General features: G+C 54.5%; 16 protein-coding genes and 2 pseudogenes. 11 read left to right on the top strand and 7 right to left on the bottom strand.

Translation table 11 applies throughout. The annotated features are described in order from the left end of the window. Nucleotides 1–2,913: a redoxin domain-containing protein gene (locus tag ACQ86N_RS11835; protein WP_431215328.1), complete on the top strand. Its 2,913-nt coding sequence runs from the start codon at nt 1–3 to the stop codon at nt 2,911–2,913. Here ACQ86N_RS11835 and ACQ86N_RS11840 read toward each other — a convergent pair. The 3 genes and pseudogenes from ACQ86N_RS11840 to ACQ86N_RS11850 all read right to left on the bottom strand — a co-directional run. Further along, the gene (locus tag ACQ86N_RS11840; protein ID WP_431217371.1) at nt 2,910–3,200 is read right to left on the bottom strand and encodes a response regulator; all 291 of its coding nucleotides are present in this window, start codon (nt 3,198–3,200) and stop codon (nt 2,910–2,912) included. The two genes, ACQ86N_RS11835 and ACQ86N_RS11840, sit on opposite strands and share 4 nt — an antisense overlap. Further along, nucleotides 3,194–3,835, bottom strand: a complete 642-nt coding sequence (locus ACQ86N_RS11845) for a response regulator (RefSeq protein WP_431217372.1) — start codon at nt 3,833–3,835, stop codon at nt 3,194–3,196. The genes ACQ86N_RS11840 and ACQ86N_RS11845 overlap by 7 nt, the downstream gene beginning before the upstream one ends. 31 nt (nt 3,836–3,866) lie before the next feature. Further along, a pseudogene (locus ACQ86N_RS11850) lies at nt 3,867–5,165 on the bottom strand (histidine kinase dimerization/phospho-acceptor domain-containing protein); the annotation flags it as partial. Nucleotides 5,166–5,494: 329 nt separating this feature from the next. Here ACQ86N_RS11850 and ACQ86N_RS11855 point away from each other — a divergent pair. The 9 genes from ACQ86N_RS11855 (at nt 5,495) to ACQ86N_RS11895 (ending at nt 13,717) form a co-directional block, all read left to right on the top strand. Beyond that, nucleotides 5,495–5,980 (top strand): TetR/AcrR family transcriptional regulator, encoded by a 486-nt coding sequence (locus ACQ86N_RS11855; protein WP_431215329.1) that lies wholly within the window; start codon nt 5,495–5,497, stop codon nt 5,978–5,980. Between the two features lie 286 nt (nt 5,981–6,266). Further along, entirely contained in the window at nt 6,267–8,387 is a 2,121-nt protein-coding gene (locus ACQ86N_RS11860) for an efflux RND transporter permease subunit (RefSeq protein ID WP_431217373.1), read from the top strand. Between the two features lie 10 nt (nt 8,388–8,397). Beyond that, nucleotides 8,398–9,360, top strand: a complete 963-nt coding sequence (locus ACQ86N_RS11865; protein WP_431215330.1) for an efflux RND transporter permease subunit — start codon at nt 8,398–8,400, stop codon at nt 9,358–9,360. A gap of 59 nt (nt 9,361–9,419) precedes the next feature. Continuing rightward, nucleotides 9,420–10,217 (top strand): alpha/beta hydrolase, encoded by a 798-nt coding sequence (locus ACQ86N_RS11870; RefSeq protein WP_431215331.1) that lies wholly within the window; start codon nt 9,420–9,422, stop codon nt 10,215–10,217. After that, nucleotides 10,217–11,125: an SMP-30/gluconolactonase/LRE family protein gene (locus ACQ86N_RS11875; RefSeq protein WP_431215332.1), complete on the top strand. Its 909-nt coding sequence runs from the start codon at nt 10,217–10,219 to the stop codon at nt 11,123–11,125. The genes ACQ86N_RS11870 and ACQ86N_RS11875 overlap by 1 nt, the downstream gene beginning before the upstream one ends. A 398-nt stretch (nt 11,126–11,523) precedes the next feature. Continuing rightward, on the top strand, nt 11,524–11,937 hold the full coding sequence (locus tag ACQ86N_RS11880; RefSeq protein ID WP_431215333.1) for a hypothetical protein: 414 nt from the start codon (nt 11,524–11,526) through the stop codon (nt 11,935–11,937). Between the two features lie 9 nt (nt 11,938–11,946). After that, the gene (locus tag ACQ86N_RS11885) at nt 11,947–13,020 is read left to right on the top strand and encodes a sensor histidine kinase (protein WP_431215334.1); all 1,074 of its coding nucleotides are present in this window, start codon (nt 11,947–11,949) and stop codon (nt 13,018–13,020) included. Continuing rightward, nucleotides 13,017–13,217 (top strand): LytR/AlgR family response regulator transcription factor, encoded by a 201-nt coding sequence (locus ACQ86N_RS11890; RefSeq protein WP_431215335.1) that lies wholly within the window; start codon nt 13,017–13,019, stop codon nt 13,215–13,217. Before ACQ86N_RS11885 ends, ACQ86N_RS11890 begins: the two co-directional genes overlap by 4 nt. Further along, nucleotides 13,214–13,717: a LytR/AlgR family response regulator transcription factor gene (locus tag ACQ86N_RS11895; RefSeq protein WP_431215336.1), complete on the top strand. Its 504-nt coding sequence runs from the start codon at nt 13,214–13,216 to the stop codon at nt 13,715–13,717. Before ACQ86N_RS11890 ends, ACQ86N_RS11895 begins: the two co-directional genes overlap by 4 nt. Here the strand turns inward: ACQ86N_RS11895 and ACQ86N_RS11900 are convergent. From ACQ86N_RS11900 to ACQ86N_RS11915, 4 genes are read right to left on the bottom strand one after another with little or no spacing between them, the layout of a single operon-like run. Then, nucleotides 13,714–15,669: a bifunctional YncE family protein/alkaline phosphatase family protein gene (locus ACQ86N_RS11900; protein WP_431217374.1), complete on the bottom strand. Its 1,956-nt coding sequence runs from the start codon at nt 15,667–15,669 to the stop codon at nt 13,714–13,716. The genes ACQ86N_RS11895 and ACQ86N_RS11900 overlap by 4 nt on opposite strands. Continuing rightward, complete coding sequence (locus ACQ86N_RS11905; protein ID WP_431215337.1) at nt 15,615–15,899, bottom strand: hypothetical protein; 285 nt, start codon at nt 15,897–15,899, stop codon at nt 15,615–15,617. The genes ACQ86N_RS11900 and ACQ86N_RS11905 overlap by 55 nt, the downstream gene beginning before the upstream one ends. Then, nucleotides 15,896–17,404 carry a vanadium-dependent haloperoxidase gene (locus tag ACQ86N_RS11910; RefSeq protein WP_431215338.1) on the bottom strand — a complete coding sequence of 503 codons (1,509 nt, stop codon included), beginning with the start codon at nt 17,402–17,404 and terminating at the stop codon, nt 15,896–15,898. Before ACQ86N_RS11910 ends, ACQ86N_RS11905 begins: the two co-directional genes overlap by 4 nt. A gap of 51 nt (nt 17,405–17,455) precedes the next feature. Beyond that, nucleotides 17,456–17,926 (bottom strand): hypothetical protein, encoded by a 471-nt coding sequence (locus tag ACQ86N_RS11915; RefSeq protein ID WP_431215339.1) that lies wholly within the window; start codon nt 17,924–17,926, stop codon nt 17,456–17,458. A 136-nt stretch (nt 17,927–18,062) separates the two neighbouring features. Between ACQ86N_RS11915 and ACQ86N_RS11920 the strand changes: the two are divergent. After that, nucleotides 18,063–19,252, top strand: a pseudogene (locus ACQ86N_RS11920) (acetate/propionate family kinase). Nucleotides 19,253–19,254: the final 2 nt, after the last annotated feature.

Raw genomic sequence — 19,254 nt, forward strand, 5'->3', positions numbered from 1 at the left:
ATGACGAAACAACTATTCCTGTTAGTGTCCTGTATGCTGTTGCTGGCGAAGATGCCGGCAATGGCTCAGGCTAAACCGCTGTCCCACTCCTTTACCCTCAATGGCCGGATCGGGCATTTCGGTGCGCCGGCCATTGTTTACTTCGATCATATGGAAGGGGATATTCCGCATTCCGACTCGGCCGTTCTGGTGGACGGAAAATTTTCCTTTACCGGAAAGGTCGATGGGCCCGGGGCGGTGAGGATGGCCTTTGCCCCGAAGGGGGACGGGAAAGAGAAGGCGATCTACGCCGGGGATGCGATCTATTTTTATATCGGAGCCGAGAAGATCGGGCTCAGTTCAAAGGATTCGCTGGCTACGGCGGTTATTTCGGGTTCTGCAGTGAACGATGCGTACAATGCTTTCAATCGCTACATCGGCGGCAGTATCATGGCACTGACGAAGCAGGCTAATTATGATTTCAATAAAGGAACGGAGGAGCAGAAGAAAGACACGGCCTGGTTTCATGCCGTGGACCGGCAGTTCCATCAGCGGGTACAGGCGCGGTCGGATAGGGAGCTGGAATTTGCACAGACTCATCCGCACGACTATTTCAGCGTGATCGCGCTGGGCGAGCTGACGCGGGATGGGGCGAGCGCCGCGCGTGTGAAGCCCGTACTGGCGACTCTGGACGAGGAGTTGCGGCAGACGCTCGTGGGGAAGAAGCTGGAGGAGAAGATCGGCGCGCTGACGGCCGTGGTGCCGGGAGCGATGGCTCCGGATTTTGTCCAGGCGGACACTTCGGGGAGGCCGCTGCGGCTGTCCTCTCTCAGAGGTAAATATGTGCTGGTCGATTTCTGGGCCAGCTGGTGCAGTCCCTGCCGGGCGGAAAACCCGAACCTCAAGCGCCAGTATGAGATATATAAGGGCAAGAATTTTGAGGTCATCTCCGTGTCGCTGGACGACAACAAGAAGAAGTGGGAGGACGCGATCGTCAAGGACGGGCTGCCCTGGCTGCAGGTCTCCGATCTGAAGGGATGGAACAACGAGGCGGGTAAGCTTTATGGCGTCTCCGGCGTGCCGGCGACCTTTCTGGTGGACCCACAGGGAAAAATAGTGGCGACAGATATAAGAGGGGAGGTCTTAAACAAGAAACTGGCGGAGATATTCGGCGGCGTGTCTTCGTCGGTGATCCCTATGAAGGTATTGTATGTGGGATATAGTCCGACCGAACCTATGCCGGAGAAGCTGGTTTATTATATGACCACAGATTCCCTTTATCCGAAAATATACAAGACCCGGATGGACGACTGGATGCGGTTTCTCGGGAAGAATTTTATGGCGGTGACGGGAGTCGACGTCAGGAATTATAACGTCGGAATGTCCGATAGGGCAGACGTGACAATTATCGATGCCGGACCTGTCAAGCTGCCGGCCAATTTTGACCGCCCGGTTATCCTCATGCACGCGATGGCGCCGAATGTCGGACTTCCTATCGGGCTCAAGTTCGACTGGTATTGCCAGTGCCTGGAGTCGGACGCGCTGCATATCAGAACTTCACACCCCATATTTCATGAGCCCAACGAAGTCAAACTGTCCCTTGTCGAGCGGCCAACGCCGGGGTCTTTCTTCAATGGCTGGCAGGGGCAGCACATGCCTGCCACAATGCCTATGTGGAGGGTGAACACCCCGGGGAATACTATCGGAGAAGAGCCATACCTGATCGGAATGGTCTCGCACGGAGAGGGTTTTGAGGACTCTCCCGATGCGGAAGCGATCTCTGGTGGCGTCTGTCTCAAGAACGCGGAAGCTGTGGCGCTGGGACGCCAGGGCAACTATTTTATGTGGGGATTCTCCGGATCGCCGGATTACATGACCGAAGAAGCACGCAGGGTGTTTGTCAATACGGTTTGCTATATAAAAAAGTTCGACCACCAGCGGCCGTTGATGAAGAAGGTGCAGATCGAAACGCGGCAGGGCATCGACGAAAAGATCTACCGGATCGACGAGGCGGTGTATCAGAAGGCGATCGCTTCACGCAGGGAAGGTAACGCGAGGCTGAAAAAGATGCAGGATTCTTTGCGCGCCCGGAAGGCGGCAGGGCAGGATATCGGCCGTAACAACGAGATGTTTTTGAAGATGCCGATGACCGATGCTGTAGAGAGTTTTGAAGACTATGTCAAGGGGTTTGCGGGGACTGAACTGTATGCGAAGTTCGGGACCAATACAGCGAAATACCATAAGTACTACAGGGATAATTATGAATACTATTATCCTTTGGATGGCTATTCGCTGCAGCTGGATCCCGATGCGCAGCGCCTGGGTATCTCCAACAGGAAGGTGGAAATTCTGGAGAAATGCATCGGCCTACTGGAGAAGGGGAAAGACACGGCAATGGCCATGCGGGTGCTGCGGAGGTATACGATGGAGGGATTTGCGACGGCTTCGGAGTGGAGGAACTGGCTGACGCAGAATAAGGACAAGCTGTTCTATACCGAGTCGGGCGGTTTTAAGTTCATGGTGAATACGGCTGCCGGTCCGGTGCCTGTAGCCGCATCGCAGGCGACACCTGCTGATCCTGTGTCGGTATCGGCGCGACTGGAGAACGGCCGGCTGGTATTGGACGCGGATATTCTGAAGGGCTGGCATATCTACGCCTATGTCTCAAAAGACAACCCGTTCATTCAGACGGAAATGCTGCTCGACCTGCCGGAGGGAGCGGAATCCGATAAACAATGGCAGAATTCTGCGGGCCTGCCTTTGGAAGGCACAGAAGGCGTCTTTGTCTATGAAGGGAAGACGCGGTTTTCCGTAGCAGTTGATTGCTCAAAGGTAAAGCCTGGGGCTGTGCTGCGGTGTGGTATCTACTATCAGGTATGCGACAACACCAAATGTTTTCCGCCAAGGAAGAAAATGGTTGATATAAAGATCTAGGACCTCCGGCGATGCAGGGCCCATTTCCGGAGCTTGGCCAGGAGTTCTTCCAGCTTGACAGGCTTTCCGATATAGTCGTTCATCCCTGCGCGCAGACATTCTTCTTCATCTCCCTGCATGGTGTTGGCGGTAAGGGCGACGATGACGGGTTGTTCCGGAAGCTTGAGACGGCGGATATGGCGCGTGGCTTCGAGGCCGTCCATTTCCGGCATCTGGAGGTCCATCAGGACGATATCGTATGCTGTGCGGATCACCGCTTCCACGGTCTGTCTGCCGTCGGCTACGATCGCGGGGCATAGCCCAGACGGTTGAGGATATGGAGGATGACCTGCTGGTTGATCTCGTTGTCTTCGGCGATCAGGATATTCAGGGGGAAGGTCGCGGCCATTTCTTCGCTTAATAGTTGTTGAGCTACGCCGCCTTCCTGACCGGCGAGTCGTCTGTTCTGCAGGCCGGAGAGAATATGTTTGTACATCGCCTGTTGCTTGATGGGCTTGGTCATGACGGCGCTGAACAGGTCCGTATGATTCTTTTTGTATTCGTCGCCTACGGAGCTCAGCAGGATGATGGGCAGCTGCGGGTGACGGTCGCGGATAGACCGGGAGAGACGGATCCCGTCCATAAAAGGCATTTGCATGTCCGTGACGACAAGGTCGTAGCGGCTGTCTTCGGCGAGAAGGTTCAGGGCTTCGACGCCTGAAGCTGCGAGCACCGGTGTCAGGCGCCACGATTCCAGCTGTGTTTTCAGAATGGTCCGGTTGGTAAGGTTGTCGTCGACGATCAATATTCTCTTCCCTGCGTGTTCGGTCAGACCGGTTGTACTTAGCTGCGGGTGTTTGTCGGCGCCTGGAACCGTGCGGATACTGAACGTAAACGTGCTGCCGGCGCCGGGCTGGCTTGCGACGCTGATCGTTCCTCCCATCAACTTCACCAAGCTGTTCGGATATTGCGAGACCCAGACCGGTGCCGCCGTATTTGCGGGTGGTGGAAGAGTCTACCTGAGAAAAGGCCTTGAAGAGCCGTTCCAGTTTTTCAGACGGTATGCCGATCCCCGTATCGCGTACTTCGAAGCTCAGGGTCAGCCAGCCGGCCGGAGATGTTTCCACCAGCCGGACGCCGATGAAGATCTCGCCCTGCTGCGTAAATTTCATGGCATTGCCTACCAGGTTGGTCAGGACCTGCCGCAGGCGGTGGTCGTCTCCCCTGATATACTGTGGCACATCCTGCTGTACCTGATAGAGGAGCTCGATATTGTTCTTGGCGGCGCGGGGGCCGAAGATGTCGAGTATATTTTCGATCGTGCTCTGCAGGTTGAAGTCTTCCTCTTCCAGCTCCATGCTATCCGACTCGATCTTCGAGAAATCCAGAATATCGTTGATGACATTCAGGAGGGTCTCGCCGCAGGTGGTGATCGTCTCGGCGTAAGATCGCTGCTGTTCGTTCAGTGTTGTTTCGGCCAGAAGGGAGGACATTCCGATAACCCCGTTCATCGGTGTTCTGATCTCGTGACTCATCGTGGCCAGAAAAATACTTTTGGCGCGGTTGGCTTTTTCTGCTTCCTGTCTGGCGGATTCCGCCCTGAGATAGGCGGCTTCGAGTTCGTCCTCGCTGCGTTTGCGTTCGAGGAGGATAATGGTCTCGCGCTGGAGGGCGGCCATGCGCACGCCCTGGGCGATCTGTACGGCGCCGGACTTAGTCAGTTGATAGGCCCATAGACCGCAGACAAAAACGACGGCGCCTGCCAGGACAATGTGAATGATCATCGTATTCAGACTCAGGTAGTCGAACTGGGTAAAAAAGATAGGATAGCCACTTATCTGAAGCTGGTTAAAGACGGTATGGTGTACCACGACAAGGATCAGCAGTGGGATCTGCAGTTTCCATTTCTGGTAAGTGATGAGGATGGTGCTGCCGATAAAGGCGAAAAAATGCATTTCAAAAAGACCGTGCATCTGATAGATGTACTGGGCCATGAATATTGCCAGCACGGCGCTGAGCACGTATTGATAGAGGTCTGAACTGGGCAGCAGATATTTTGCCGAATAATAGGCGAGAAGGGAAAGGCTGCCTATTTCAAGAGCTATGTTCCAGGTATTGTAATAAGGCGCCAGCATGAACCCGATGACGAAAAGTCCTCCCAGGAAATAATTCATAAGCCGGTCACTCCGGTCCTTGACCTCGGCCAGGTACTGTTCTGTCTGTGTCTGCAGCTCGCTGGGGATATTGGTTATGAGGTTGGGTGCTTGTCTCATTTGTTAGGAATGGCGCCACAGCCCACGGAAACGCGTGTGGAAAAACTTTTTTCAATTGGTCATACCGGAAAATAGCGACGATGCTGGCGAAAAGGAAGGCCAGCCAGGCTACTACAAGTCCTTTTCTCATACGTTAATGGATAATGTCACAGGATTAAGGTTTTGCTCATAGAGGATAAAGGTCAATCTCAATAACGTATAAAGACATGATTTATTTAAGTGGATATACTTATTTTTTGAGGGGTCGGGCTGCCGTGTTCAGGCTCAGAATTTTATAATTGAGTAGATAGACTTGTCTATTCTCGTTAAAATACTATATTTGTATACGTATGAGGGAGTCGGGTGTAAAAGAACGGATTCTTGACACGGCCTCGAGGTTATTCTACGACCAGGGGTATCATGTAACCGGGATCAATCAGATCATCGAAGAGGCGGATATTGCCCGGGCTTCTCTTTATAATCATTTTCCTTCCAAGACGGATCTTCTGCTGGCTTATCTGGACAACACCCATGCTTCGTGGTTCGAAGAGCTGGATGCTTTTTTACGACCTGTTACCGGCCCCCGCGAAAGGCTGCTGGCGCTATTCGATTTCCGGATACAGCGTCAGCGGAGACTAAAGTACAAGGGCTGTCACTTCAACAAGATCGCGGTCGAGGCCAGTGACGACCAGGACGTGCTGAGCAGGGTGAGGAGGCACAAACAGCGATTCAGAGATCTTATCTATCAACTGGTTTCCCAGCTAACAGAGCGCCGCAGCATCCTGGACAATGAGCAGCTCGCCGATACACTCTTTCTGTTGCTCGAAGGGGGATAGCTGTGGGGATGATGTACAGGAGTTCGGATGCGGCAGAGAAGTCCAGACAAATTGCGGAAACTATCCTATAAATACGCGAGGCTGCCATATATTTTTTCCTTTTTACAGATAGACTTGTCTATCTGTTTTTGTAAACCCAAGCACAGCGTATGAAATTGATCTTATTTGCTTTACGTAAGCCAATTACTATTTTGGTGTTGGTGGCAGCCCTTTTCTTTTTTGGTGTCGGCGCCCTTCGCAGCATCCGGGTGGATATTTTCCCCGGCTGGATCTTCCGGTCCTCTATATCGCGCATCCTTTTGGAGGGTACACGCCTGTACAAATGGAGACGCTTTTCGCCAAGCAATATATTAATGTTTTACTTTATGTAAATGGTATTAAGAGCATAGAAACCAAAAATATCCAGGGGTTGACCCTGATGAAATTGAATTTCTATCCCGGTACCAATATGGCACAGGCTGCGGCGGAGGTCAGCGCGGTCAGCAACAGGGCGCAGGTGCTTTTCCCGCCGGGGTCCAATCCCCCGTTCATTCTCCGTTTTGACGCTTCGACCCTTCCGGTCGGGGAGTTGGTTTTGAGCAGTGAAAAGCGGAGCAACAACGAGTTGTTGGACCTGGCGAATTTATATGTCCGCTCGTCCTTCACTTCCATTCCAGGTTTGCTGTCCGCCCCGCCATTTGGAGGGAATATTCGTACGGTGGTCATCAAGGCCGACCCTGAGCTGCTGCGAATACACAATATTACGCCCGACCAGCTGGTGCAGGCGGTGGACCTTAACAACCAGATGGCGCCTTCCGGTAATGTCCGAATCGGCGACAAGAACTATATTACACCCGTCAATACGACCATCAGGGATGTTAAGGATTTTGGGAATATCCCCATCTTTAAGGGCAACGGGGTCGCCAATCTCTATATCCGGGATGTAGCGACGGTCGAGGATGGCGCTGACGTGACGGTTGGATATGGGCTGGTGAATGGCAAGAGAAGTGTATACCTGAGTATCGCAAAGAATTCAGACGCCTCCACCTGGGAAGTGGTGCAAAAGCTGAAGGCTGCGATCCCCAAAATGCAGGCCCAACTGCCGGAGGACGTGCACCTGACCTATGTGTTCGACCAGTCCGTCTATGTGATCAATTCCGTCAAAAGCCTTATCTCCGAGGGGACTATCGGGGCAATACTCACGGGGTTGATGGTATTGCTTTTTCTTGGCGACCTGCGGGGCGCGCTCATCGTGATCATGACCATCCCGACTTCTATAATTTCAGGGGTATTGTTTCTGAGTCTTTTTGGTCAGACCATTAATATCATGACCCTTAGCGGCCTTGCGCTGGCGATCGGAATATTGGTAGATGAAAGTACCGTGACGATCGAGAATATCCACCAGCATCTGGACATGGGCAAGCCCAAGCGGCTGGCGATATGGGACGCGTGTAAGGAGATCGCTTTCCCCAAGCTGCTGATCCTGTTCTGCATCCTAGCCGTTTTTGCCCCTGCCTTTACGATGGGCGGCATTCCCGGCTCGCTGTTCCTGCCGCTGTCTCTGGCCATCGGCTTCAGTATGGTCGTTTCTTATTTTCTGGCGCAGACCTTTGTACCGGTGATGGCCAACTGGATCATGAAGGTGCATAGGCCGTTTGTCCATGCTGCGGTTGCACCCGACGGGGAGAAAGAGAGGCTGCTGCATGAGCCGCACGGGAAGGGCGGTAAGCCGTCGAAATTCGACAGGATACGAATTAGGTTCCTGCGGTTCATAGACCGTATCATGCCCTATAGGAAGTTTATCGTGGGGGGATATCTGTTGTTTACGACTTCCGCGGCTGTTCTTCTGCTGTCTCGTATCGGCAAGGACGTGCTGCCCAAGGTCAACGGCAGCCAGTTTCAGGTGAGGTTGCGCGCACCCGAAGGGACGCGTATCGAAAGGACGGAAGAGCGGACGCTCAGCGCTATCAGCATCATCAAAGATATTGTCGGCCCGCAGAACGTGGACATTACCTCTGCTTATGTCGGACAGCATCCATCGCTGTTCTCCACTAACCCCATCTATCTTTGGATGGCTGGTCCGCAGGAAGCTGTCCTGCAGGTGGCTTTGAACGAACACTATAAGACTAACTTAGATGCGCTGAAGGAAAAGATCAGAGACCGGGTGAGTGCAGAGACACCGGATGTCCGGCTTTCCTTCGAGCCCATCGAGCTGACGGACAAGATACTCAGCCAGGGGTCGCCGACGCCGGTGGAAGTCCGGTTCTCCGGAAGGAATAAGAAGAACAACGAAGTCTATGCGCAGCGGCTGATCGCCGAACTCCAAAAGATACCCTACTTGAGGGATGTCCAGTTGGGACAGTCGACGCGGTATCCCGCTATTGCTATCAATGTCGACCGGGTGAGGGCGGCGCAGGCTCGGTATTGATATCAATGACGTGTCGCGTTCGCTGACGGCCTCTACCTCTTCTTCGCGGTATACAGATAAGAATATCTGGATCGACGAGAAGATCGGCAACAGCTATAACGTACAGGTGGAGGTGCCGGAGAACAAGATGAAGAGCACGGGTGATATCAGCGAAATACCCCTGCTGCGGAATGCTTCGAGGCCCGTGCTGGGCGACGTGGCTACCATAAAAGAGGACACCACTTATGGAGAGAGCGATAATTTAGGCGCCCTTCCCGTCCTTTCTGTCACTGCCAACCTTAACAATAAAGACCTTGGGACGGCTGTTTCCGACGTATCTGCGGCTATTAAAGCGCTTGGGCCTTTGCCGCGGGGCCTTTCGGTCGAACCCATCGGTCTCAGTCAGACACTGACCGATACGCTCGGCAGTCTGCAGAATGGGCTGCTGGTGGCGATCGTCGTCATTTTTCTTATGCTAGCCGCCAATTTCCAATCCTTTAAAGTTTCCGCTATCGTGCTTGCAACCGTCCCCGCTGTGATATTGGGTTCCCTGCTACTGCTGCTGGCTACGGGCTCTACGCTGAACCTGCAGAGCTATATGGGCATCATCATGTCGGTAGGTGTGTCGATATCCAATGCCGTGCTGCTGATCACCAACGCCGAGCAGTTGCGCAAGCACAACGGGGACGCGCTGCTTTCTGCGCGGGAAGCGGCTGCCCTGCGTCTACGTCCCATTCTGATGACCGCGCTGGCAATGGTGGTCGGGATGATCCCTATGGCCAGCGGGCTTGGTGAAGCAGGCGACCAGACTTCGCCCCTGGGCCGGGCGGTCATCGGCGGGCTGGTGGCCTCGACTTTTGCGGCTCTGTTCATCCTGCCGCTGGGGTTTGGCTGGGGGATGAAGACGACTTCCACAGAGTCCGTCAGTCTCGAGCCCGAGGACGAGGCCAGCCAGGAATATCTTGCTGCCGCGGGACTGCCACACTGGAAATAGACGGCTTGCTCAGTTAAGACTGAGTTAAGCTTCGTCCGGGGAATTTGGTATATTCCGGTATGAAAAGATTGCTTACTATCGCGGGGCTCCTGTTGTATGCAGGAGCCTTTGCGCAAACGGGTGTGCCGAAAGGCGAAGTTCTTCACTTCAGCCTCGGCCATTCTTCCATTTTTCCAGGCACCCAGCGGGAATATTGGATCTATATCCCCGCTGAATACAAGCCGGACAAGCCGGCGTGCGTATATGTCAACCAGGACGGGATTCAGTGGAACGCACCGACAGTTTTCGATACGCTGATCTATCGTGGGGAGATGCCGGTGGTCATCGGCGTTTTTGTCCAGCCGGGGAAGGTGGTGGCAGGGGATACGAGTGTGGCTATGGATCGCTATAACCGCAGCTATGAATATGACGGGCTGGGGGATGGCTATGTGAGATTCGTGCTCGATGAGTTGCTGCCCGATGTGGAGAAGCACCAGGCATCGGATGGGAGGCCAGTGCGGCTTTCGCATAACGGAAACGACAGGGCGATCGGCGGCTCGAGCAGCGGGGCCATCTGTGCCTTTACGGCGGCGTGGGAAAGACCGGACGCATTTACAAGGGTGTTTAGCGCGATCGGCACCTATGTCGGGCTCAGGGGTGGCGAACGGTATCCGACCCTTATCCGAAAGTACGAGCCGAAGCCTATCCGGATATTTTTACAGGATGGGTCGAATGACCTGAATATATACGGCGGGGACTGGTGGATGGCCAATCAGACGATGGAGCGGGCGCTTGTTTTTTCGGGCTATGACGTTCGGCATGTGTGGGGCGAAGGCGCGCATAGCGGCGCGCACGGGACAGCGCTTTTCCCGATGTGATGCGCTGGCTCTGGAAAGACTGGCCTCAGCCGGTGGCAAAGGGCTGGAGCTCGAATCAGGTGCTTGGGGAGATCCTGATCCCGGGACAGGACTGGGAATTGGTGGGTGAAGGGTACGGGTTTACCGAAGGGACGGCCGCAGATGCCGCGGGCAATGTATACTATCAGGATATACCGGCATCGAAGACTTACAGGGTAGCAGCGGATGGGAAGGCTGTGCTGGTGAATGCGGATGCGAAGAAGGCTAGTGGGACTTGTTTTGGGGTGGATGGGGATAGATATGAGGTGGCTGGAGAGGTGAAGCAGGTGATCCGGTATGGTGGTGGCTCCGGCCGGCCGGTCACCTCTGATATTTCAGGCAATGACCTGCTGGTAATGCGCAATGGGAATGTGTATGTGACCTCGCCGGATGGATCGGAGCGGCCGTCGCGGTTGTATTTGATACGTGCGGGGTCGGGTGAAAAGGTGGCGGTCGACTCCGGGCTTCATTTTATCAACGGACTTTGTCTTTCGCCGGATCAGACGCTTTTATATGTTGCCGAGTCGGCTTCTCACTGGATATGGGTCTATTCCATCCGGCCGGATGGAACATTGTATAACAAGCAACGATATGGCTGGCTGCACGTGCCGGACAATCAGGAGAACGCCTGGCCGGACGGTCTGAAGTGCGACCGGGAAGGCAGGGTTTATGTAGCCACCCGACTCGGGATACAGGTGATGGATCAGCTGGGGAGGGTCAATGCGATATTGCCATTGCCTTCGGGACAGGCGTCCAATCTATGCTTTGGAGGAGCAAATTTTGACGTTATGTATGTTTCGTGCGGGACTAAGGTTTATCGCCGCCGGCTGCACGTGAGGGGTGTGAATCCTTTTGAGGCACCGGTGAAGCCGCCGAAGCCGCATCTTTAGGGCCGGGTGTCCGGTCGGTTGAATTTATGGCCCGGGTGTTGCGCCCGGCGGATTCGTTCATATGGTATCGGTGACGTAGGCTTTTTCGGGGGTTCATCGGCGTGAGCCGAGTATATATAGTATTCGGTGGTGATCTGCGCGATGGTTCACGGGAGGACGTCTGTGCGGTGGATAAGAAGTGGAGGCAGCGGCCGTACGTCAAGGAATCCGAACAGGTGGTCAAGGCCCGCGTTTTCGCGTCGGGATATTCGGTCCCTTTGTGGTATCCAATCACCAAAAAATTATGTTATGAAACAGCTACTTCAAAATTTTTTTCTTATGGCGCTGACGAGTCTGTTCGTGCTGGCGCAGCCTGTGTTTGCAGGTATGGGTGGTAACGGGGGAATAGTGGGAATGGCGTGAGCGGCAACGGTGGTCCCAATGGCAGCGGCGTTCGCGGGACGGACAGCTACCGGATCTACCTGAACGGCAAACTGCTCCTGCAGCAGTATGTGGGGCATCCCCTTCAACTGGAGAGTCTGGCCCTCAGCCCTGCCAACAGCAATGACAACCTGGTCGTGTATTACAATCACTGCGGGGCCACGGGCAGGAGCAGGAGTATCGCGGTAAAAGACGAGAACGGGCATGTGCTGAAAGAATGGAAGTTCAGGGACGCCGCCGTAAAGAATGATATGAATATTCCGGCCGAAGACGATGGGATGACCATTCCGGTGATAGAGATACTTGAGCTGCAGGCGAAACATTCCGGGATGACCCTGAATTATTCCGCGCGGCAGTTGCCGGCGGGAAGGATGCTGACGAAGATCGGGTAAGGCCGGGAAATGCCGGGTAAGACCGGAAAAGATCGGGTAAGATTTGGTAAATTTATAGTTGATGATTTCGGCTCCGAAAAATACCATACTTCGCTGGAAGTTGCACCATGTTTTGTTCTGGGTGGCTTTGGCAGGGGTATGGTATTTTTTCGCTATGAGGACTATTCCAGCAAACAGCTTGCGCTGAAGGTGACCCTGCTGAAAGTAGCCGATCTGGCCTTTATGGTATATGTCACCAACTATCTGCTGATCCCACGGTTGTTGTACCGAAAGAGATACTTCGTTTTCGGTGTATCTTTTCTACTGTTCATCTTCGCCGGCAGCTGGCTGAAGATATGGCTCGAGGGCCGGCTGGTCCATCATCCCGAGTTGTTCGATATCCTCCGGCGGTTCAGGGTCCTCTTTTACGACAACACGATCCCGCATATCCTGCTGGTGAGCACCGGCGCCGCCTTCCGGCTGATACTGGACTATGCCGCCGCCCAGCGCCGAATGGCGGAGATGGTCAGGGAGAATGCGGCGGCCGAACTCAATTTCCTCAAATCGCAGATCAATCCGCATTTTGTATTCAATTCGCTGAACTCTGTCTATTTTCTTATCGACAAACAGAACACGGCCGCGAGGGACAGTCTGGAGAAATTCTCCGATATGCTACGCTATCAGCTGTATGAATGCAGCGCCCAGGAGGTAAGCATCGAGAAGGAGGTCGGCTATCTGAAAGACTATATCTCCCTTCAGCGGCTCAGAAGAGGTGACGATTGCGTCATCGACCTGCAGCTGTCCCCCGAACTGAAAGGCTTCCGGATAGCCCCGCTGCTGCTAATCCCTTTTGTGGAGAATGCGTTCAAACACCTGTCGCACTATAGGAATGGAAAGAACACGGTAAGGGTTCGTCTTGAAAAAGAAAATGGTTCTCTGCAGTTCCACGTCAACAATACAAGAGAGGAGAAGACAGAACGGGAAGGGGGCATCGGGCTGCGCAATGTGCAGCGGAGGCTGGAACTGCTGTATCCGGGCAGGCATTCGCTGGTCATCGGGAAATTGCCGGACCAGTTCGATATATTTCTTAAATTGGAGATATGATCCTGAACTGTATCATCATTGACGACGAGCCTCTGGCCAGGAAGGGTGTCAGGGAATACATCGGGGATATCGATTTTCTGTACCTGCTGGGTGAATATGATACGCCGCTGAAGCTGATCGATCAGGGTGACTTGTCTGCGGTTCAGCTGATCTTTCTGGATATTCAGATGCCCAAACTAACGGGGCTCGATTTTTGAAGAGCCTTCGCAATCCGCCGCAGGTCATCCTTACTACCGCCTATCCGCAGTACGCGCTGGATGGTTTTGAGCTGGACGTGCTGGATTATCTGGTGAAGCCGATATCTTTCCAGCGTTTTTTGAAGGCGGCGGAAAAGGCCCGGGCCTGGTATGCCGCGCGCCAGCCCGAAGGCGTGGACCATATCTTTGTCAAAACGGGTTCGGTTCTCAAAAAGATCGTCTATGACGATATCCTTTTTGCCGAAGCGCTGGAGAACTATGTTGCCATTCATACGAAGGACAGGAAGCATATCGCCTATCTTACGTTCAGGAGCTTCGAAGACAATCTGCCTGCCGGCCGGTTCCTGAAGGTGCATAAATCCTATATCATCCAGGTCAGCAAGGTGGACGGGATCCAGGGCAATGATATCCTGATTGGTGAGAATGTCATCCCCGTCAGCCGGACGCACCGGGAGGAGATCATGCGGCGGATCCTGCAGGGCAGGTTCCTGAAACGCTAGTCGTCTTCATCTATTTTCGTCACCTTTACAAAGGCTCCTCTTTTCGGCGCGGGCATGGCGCTGTTCTCTCCTTTTACAGATTTCCAGACGATATCGCCGAGCTGCAGGTCCGGGGCCGCGTCGGGTTTCGAGAAATTGAATTTTTCGGATAGTCTTGCCGACGCATTATTGGCGCTGTTCCTGGCGTTCAGGTCGGTCTCCGGCGTGAGGGCGGAATAAGGGCGGAGGTCGGGTGTCGCCTGAAAGCAGCCCCACATCGGCGTCGCGGCGGCGTCATACTGGCTCATCGGCGGCAGGCCAAGGATGAGCTCCATGGTGCGCAGCATGGAAGAGGTGGAATAAGGAGTATGGTTGACCGAATGCATTTTAATGTGGGGGCTGGCGATATAGGCCACGGAGCGATGCATGTCGACGTGGTCTGCGCATCCGCCAGTGGTCGTCCTCGAGGACGAAGATGGCGCTTTGCGACCAGATCGGGCTGTGCGAGATATGTTCGACAAGCCGGCCGAGGGCGAGATCGTTGTCCGCCACCGGGCGGTCGGGGTATAGGCTCCCCTGCTGCGGCCGCTGGTGTGGTCGTTTGGCAGATAGATGATGCTCAGCTGGCGGACGGCGTCGATCGCGACAAGGGAATCAAAATCGTGCTCGAAGATCTTTTCCCTGTAAATATCCTGTATGGCCAGGTTCCATCCGGGATAGTTGTGACAGAAGTTGCCGGAGTCCTTGAGCAGAGGGACGGTGGGGAAGCCGTTGTCCATGAACTCGCCGTAGTTGCGGAACGATACTCCTGCGCGATGGCAGTAGTCCCATAGAAAGCCTTTGGTAGGATTGGCTATCGGCCGGCTGCCGTCAAAATCATAGTTGCCGCCGCGTCCGGCGTAGTTATAGGGCCAGTTCTTCTCCGTAAAATCCGTGGCATACGCCGCCATCGACCAGTTGTGTCCGTCGGCGCTGACCTCGCCGTCCACGTAAAAATTATCAAAAAGGACGAACTGGTCGGATATCGCGTGCGCGTTGGGAGTGATCTTTTTGCCGAAGATGCAGAGGCTGGTATCGCCGTTGCCCTGCGGCATATCGCCCAGTATATAGTCATAGCTCTTGTTCTCCTTGAGCACATAGAACACGTATTTAATTGGCACGGGGGCCGCCGCGGGGGCCTCTCTTTCTTTGGAATACGGCGTATTCAGGTACACCTGTCTGGCGTATCTGTTCAATAAGGATTCGTCCGGCTCGTTGATAAGAGACAGCGTTCCGGTGAACATATTGCTGTAGGATTTCGTGCGTGGTTCGGGATCACTTTTCTTGTAGCCTGTCCTTTCGGGATCGGCGGGAATCCTATTGGACGTGGAGGTCAGTCCTTTTCCGTTCGCCACCAAAATTTTCTGTCCCAGGGTCTTTACCGAAGTTGGGTACCATCCGGTCGGGATGAATCCTTTTGATCTGCTGTTGCCGGGAGTGGAAACATCAAAGACGGCAAGGCAGTTGTTGTCGGCGTTGGCTACATACAGCGTTTTGTCGTCTCCCGACAGCGCCACCGAATTGGTCGTGGAGCCCGTGGGTGCGTCAGGGAACAGCGCCGCGTTCAGCGTCTCGGCCTGCCGCCTGTCGCCCGTACCGATGACCGTCACAGAATTTGAATTGGCATTGGCGACGTACAGCCATTTGCCGTCTTTGCTGAGGGCGAGGTCGTTCGGATGGTCTTCCGTAGCGACGGAGTCTGTGAGCAGGCCTTTTTTAGTATCATAGATCCAGAGTTTTTTCCTCCCCAGGCAGAGATATACAGCTCTTTTCTTCCTGGGTTGAGGATACAGCTGTAGGCTTCGGCGGACAATTGCTGACGCGCCAGGACCTTCCTCGGTCTTCGTGTCGCAGACGTAGAGTGAGTTGTTCTCTTTGGTTACGACATAGAGACGGCTTTTCTTCTCGTCGAGGGCCAGTCCGGCCGGGCTGATCTTTTCTTTAGGCCGGGGGCGCCGAGCCGGATCGTGTCTTTGGCGACGAGCCGCTGGTCCTTCATCTGCATATGGACGATGATATCGTCATTGCCGCCGGAGACGTAGAGACCGGAGTTGCCGAATGCCAGTCCCAGCCAGGCCCTGCCGAGAGGAAGGGTTTGTATCAACCGGCCCGTCCTAAGGCTGATGAGGTCGATACCCTCCCGCCCGTTGCCATTGTCTGTCACGGCGACAAATCTGTTGTCGGGCGAAAATGGCCATATTCAGGGGCAGGTCGCTGCTGAGCGGGATGGAGGTACCGGCGGGTGTCAGTGTCCAGCCGTTGGGCAGCCGCGCCTGCTGCGCGGCTGCTGTACCTGTAAAAAGAAAGAACAGGAAGGCGGGGATCAGGAGAAATGCGTTCAATTTTTTTCAGTTTCAGGCGGTCGGCCACCAGTTCGCCGATCTGCGAGCCCATCTTGTGGCTGACTACCGTGGAATATTCGTAGTGTATACCGCCGTAGTAACGGGAGCGTTCCGTTTCCGAAGCCGCGGCGCGGAAGGAGGTAAAGCTGCGGCTTTTGATGCCGAACTCCAGCTCGGTCGTGTCGGTATAGGAGAAATTGTCACCGAAGTCTTTGGTCAGGGCCTCGGCGGCAGAGGCGGAAATGGTACAGTGACCGCAGGTATATTCCGGGAACGGAGGGGTCTGCAGATGGGGGCGCCAGTTGGGGTCGAAATATTTGTTGATGGCGGTTTCGGGGCGCAGGGTATTATAAGTGAATTTTATATTCCAGCACTCGATGAACGCGTCGAAGAGGGCGATGGACGTCCTGGCATAGGCGGCGACGGTGGTGGCGAAATCAGATCCGGACTTTTGTGCCGCGATTCCCACAATGCCCATCCAGTGGCCGGCCGGTGAGAATTTTTTCGTACCGAACATCAGGTGGCCGCTGACGTTGAGCTTGAAAGGGTTGTCATCCCAGAAATCGGCGATCCACGTCTCTTCCGGGGTAAGGCTGTCGCCCTTGTTCTGGATCTTTTTTACTTCCTGATAGTAGGGAGCGTTCTTGTCCGTTACGTTGAACGGATAAGGCGGGTGGGGGATAAATTCCCTGACGCTGTCCACGACGACAAAACGGATCTCGCGCCAGTGGGGTTCCATGGCGGGAGAGTAGGCGGGCGGTGTGGGCACCCAGCGGCCGGGAGAGTCGTTGACCATGTATTCAGTGGCCCCTCTGGTCTGCGAGTAGTTGTCGGTTTTGCTCCAGGCCATGACGGCGGCGCCGATCGAATCTGCATAGGAGGCGGAGGCGGCCAGCATATCTGAAGGCATGCCGTGGTCTTTTGCCAGCTGTTTGAGGCTGTCCACGAATTTGCGCATGCTTCCTTCGGGGAAGGTGACGGCTTCACCCAGTTTGCAAAAGGCCAGGACGGAAGCGAGCTCGTAGTTGATCTTTGCACCGGCGGGAGGTTTTGGCATGGACTTCAGGCCGTGCAACTGTCCCGAAAGGGAGTTGAACTTGTCGGGGTATCCGCCTGCGATCACTTCATAGCCGGCGATAGCGGCATAGAGATAGTTGCGGGAGGCGACGATGGGGCCGAAGTTATTTCCCATGACGACAGTATTCAATTCGTGAACGGTGTTGCAGTAGAGGTTGGGGTCCTTAAATACCTGCTCATAGTCATTTTTGAAATGACAGGATGTAAACAGTGCAGTCGTCGCCAGTGCGACGAGTAGAGAATTCTTCATGTATGATTTATTGTCTGAAAATTATTCAATGATCGAAGGAAAGCAAGTGTATTATAGCCTCTCTTCGGGACGGGGAGGCAGTTTGCGGATATGCGAGTATCCCGGCGAAAGGGTAGGGCCGGAAAGGAGGGCCACCGGGCTTGTATGACCGATGGGCAGGCCGGCGACCGTCAGGCCCTGCGGGGCCGGGTAGCAAACCTTCAGACTGTTCGAAGCCATTTTTCCGGGAGAGCCCGGAGATTTGGAATGGCCTGTATTTTGCAGGTCATTCACGAGGCTGAAAAAATTATTTTTTGCGTTCTGGAACCGGTTGGCTTCCCTGTCGGGCAGGCATAAGAATTCTACCGAATCGTTGTACAACCTTTTTCCAATATATCTGTAGTGAAGGTTGCCGATGTCGACCTTGCCTCCTTCCAGATCAAAAGCCGTCGATGCGTTGCCATAGGGCAGGTGACTTGCGGATATTTTGACCAGGATCAGCTGCGAGCGGTCGTATCTGCCGTCCGCGAGCCTACTCTCCAAACGGGTTTCTTCGCGGCTTTCGAACCAGGAGATGAAAAGCCAGTAACCTACCCAATTGAAAAACAAAAAAGATAATAATAATATGGTGGCAATCTTTCTAAACAATATTACAAGGTAGCTAACTTTAGCTAAAGTTATGCATCCGGAAAATAAAAATATTCTGGCTGTCAACGGCGGTTCGTCGAGCATCAAGTTCGCTTTGTATGCTACGGAGCCGGGGACGATGCCTTCCCGGCTATTGTCGGGTAAGATCGACAGGATCGGACTGGCCGATGCGAAACTAACGTACACGGATACCCGAAACAATAAAAAAGACGAACTCCAGGCGAAGGCTTCTTCTCCCGGCGAAGCGGCCGGCTTTTTGCTGGATTGGCTGGAGCAGCAGGGGGCTGGGGCGCCCGCCGCTGTTGGTCACCGGGTGGTCCACGGCCTGCGGCACCGTCGGGCATCCGTTATCGACGAGGCGCTGTTGAACGAGCTGCGCGGGATCGTAGCCTATGACCCTGATCATCTTCCCGGCGAGATCCGGCTGATCGAATTATTCCGGAAGGAACTGCCGGATATTGTCCAGATAGCCTGTTTCGATACCGCCTTTCATGCCGCCCTGCCGCGGCAGGCGCGTCTGCTGCCACTGCCGCGACGATATGATAAAAAGGGCCTGCAGAAGTATGGCTTTCACGGCCTGTCCTATGCCTATGTGCTGGAGGAACTGGTGCGGGTAGATCCGGCCGGGGCCCGCGGCGGCGTCATACTTGCGCATCTGGGCAGCGGCGCCAGTCTCGCGGCGGTAAAAGACGGCCTCAGCGTCGACACCACGATGGGATTTACGCCAACGGGAGGTATCGTCATGGGGACTAGAACCGGCGACCTGGACCCTGGGGTGGTATGGTATCTTTTGGAGAAGGAGGGGATGGACGCAAAAGGATTCAGCCAGCTGGTGAATCACGAGTCCGGGCTGCTGGGTGTCTCGGGTATCAGTTCGGATATGCAGGACCTGCTGGCGCGGGAGAGCAAAGACGAAGGCGCGGCGGAGGCGGTGAATCTTTTTGTTATCAGGTGAAGAAGGCCATCGGGGCCTTCTCTGCCGTACTTGGAGGGCTGGACGCCCTTGTATTTACCGGCGGCATCGGAGAGCGCTCGTCCATCATACGCTCGCGCATATGTGCGGGTCTGGGTTATCTGGGCGTCCATCTGGACCAGAAGGCCAACGAACAAAATGCCCTGGCCATATCCGCCGCGGGGAGTCCCGCGGCAGTATACGCTATCCCTACCGATGAAGAATGGATGATCGCCCGTACCGTGGACCAGCTATTAAAAGAACGGTAATC

Source organism: Puia sp. P3, from assembly GCF_050632245.1.
Classification (GTDB): domain Bacteria; phylum Bacteroidota; class Bacteroidia; order Chitinophagales; family Chitinophagaceae; genus Puia.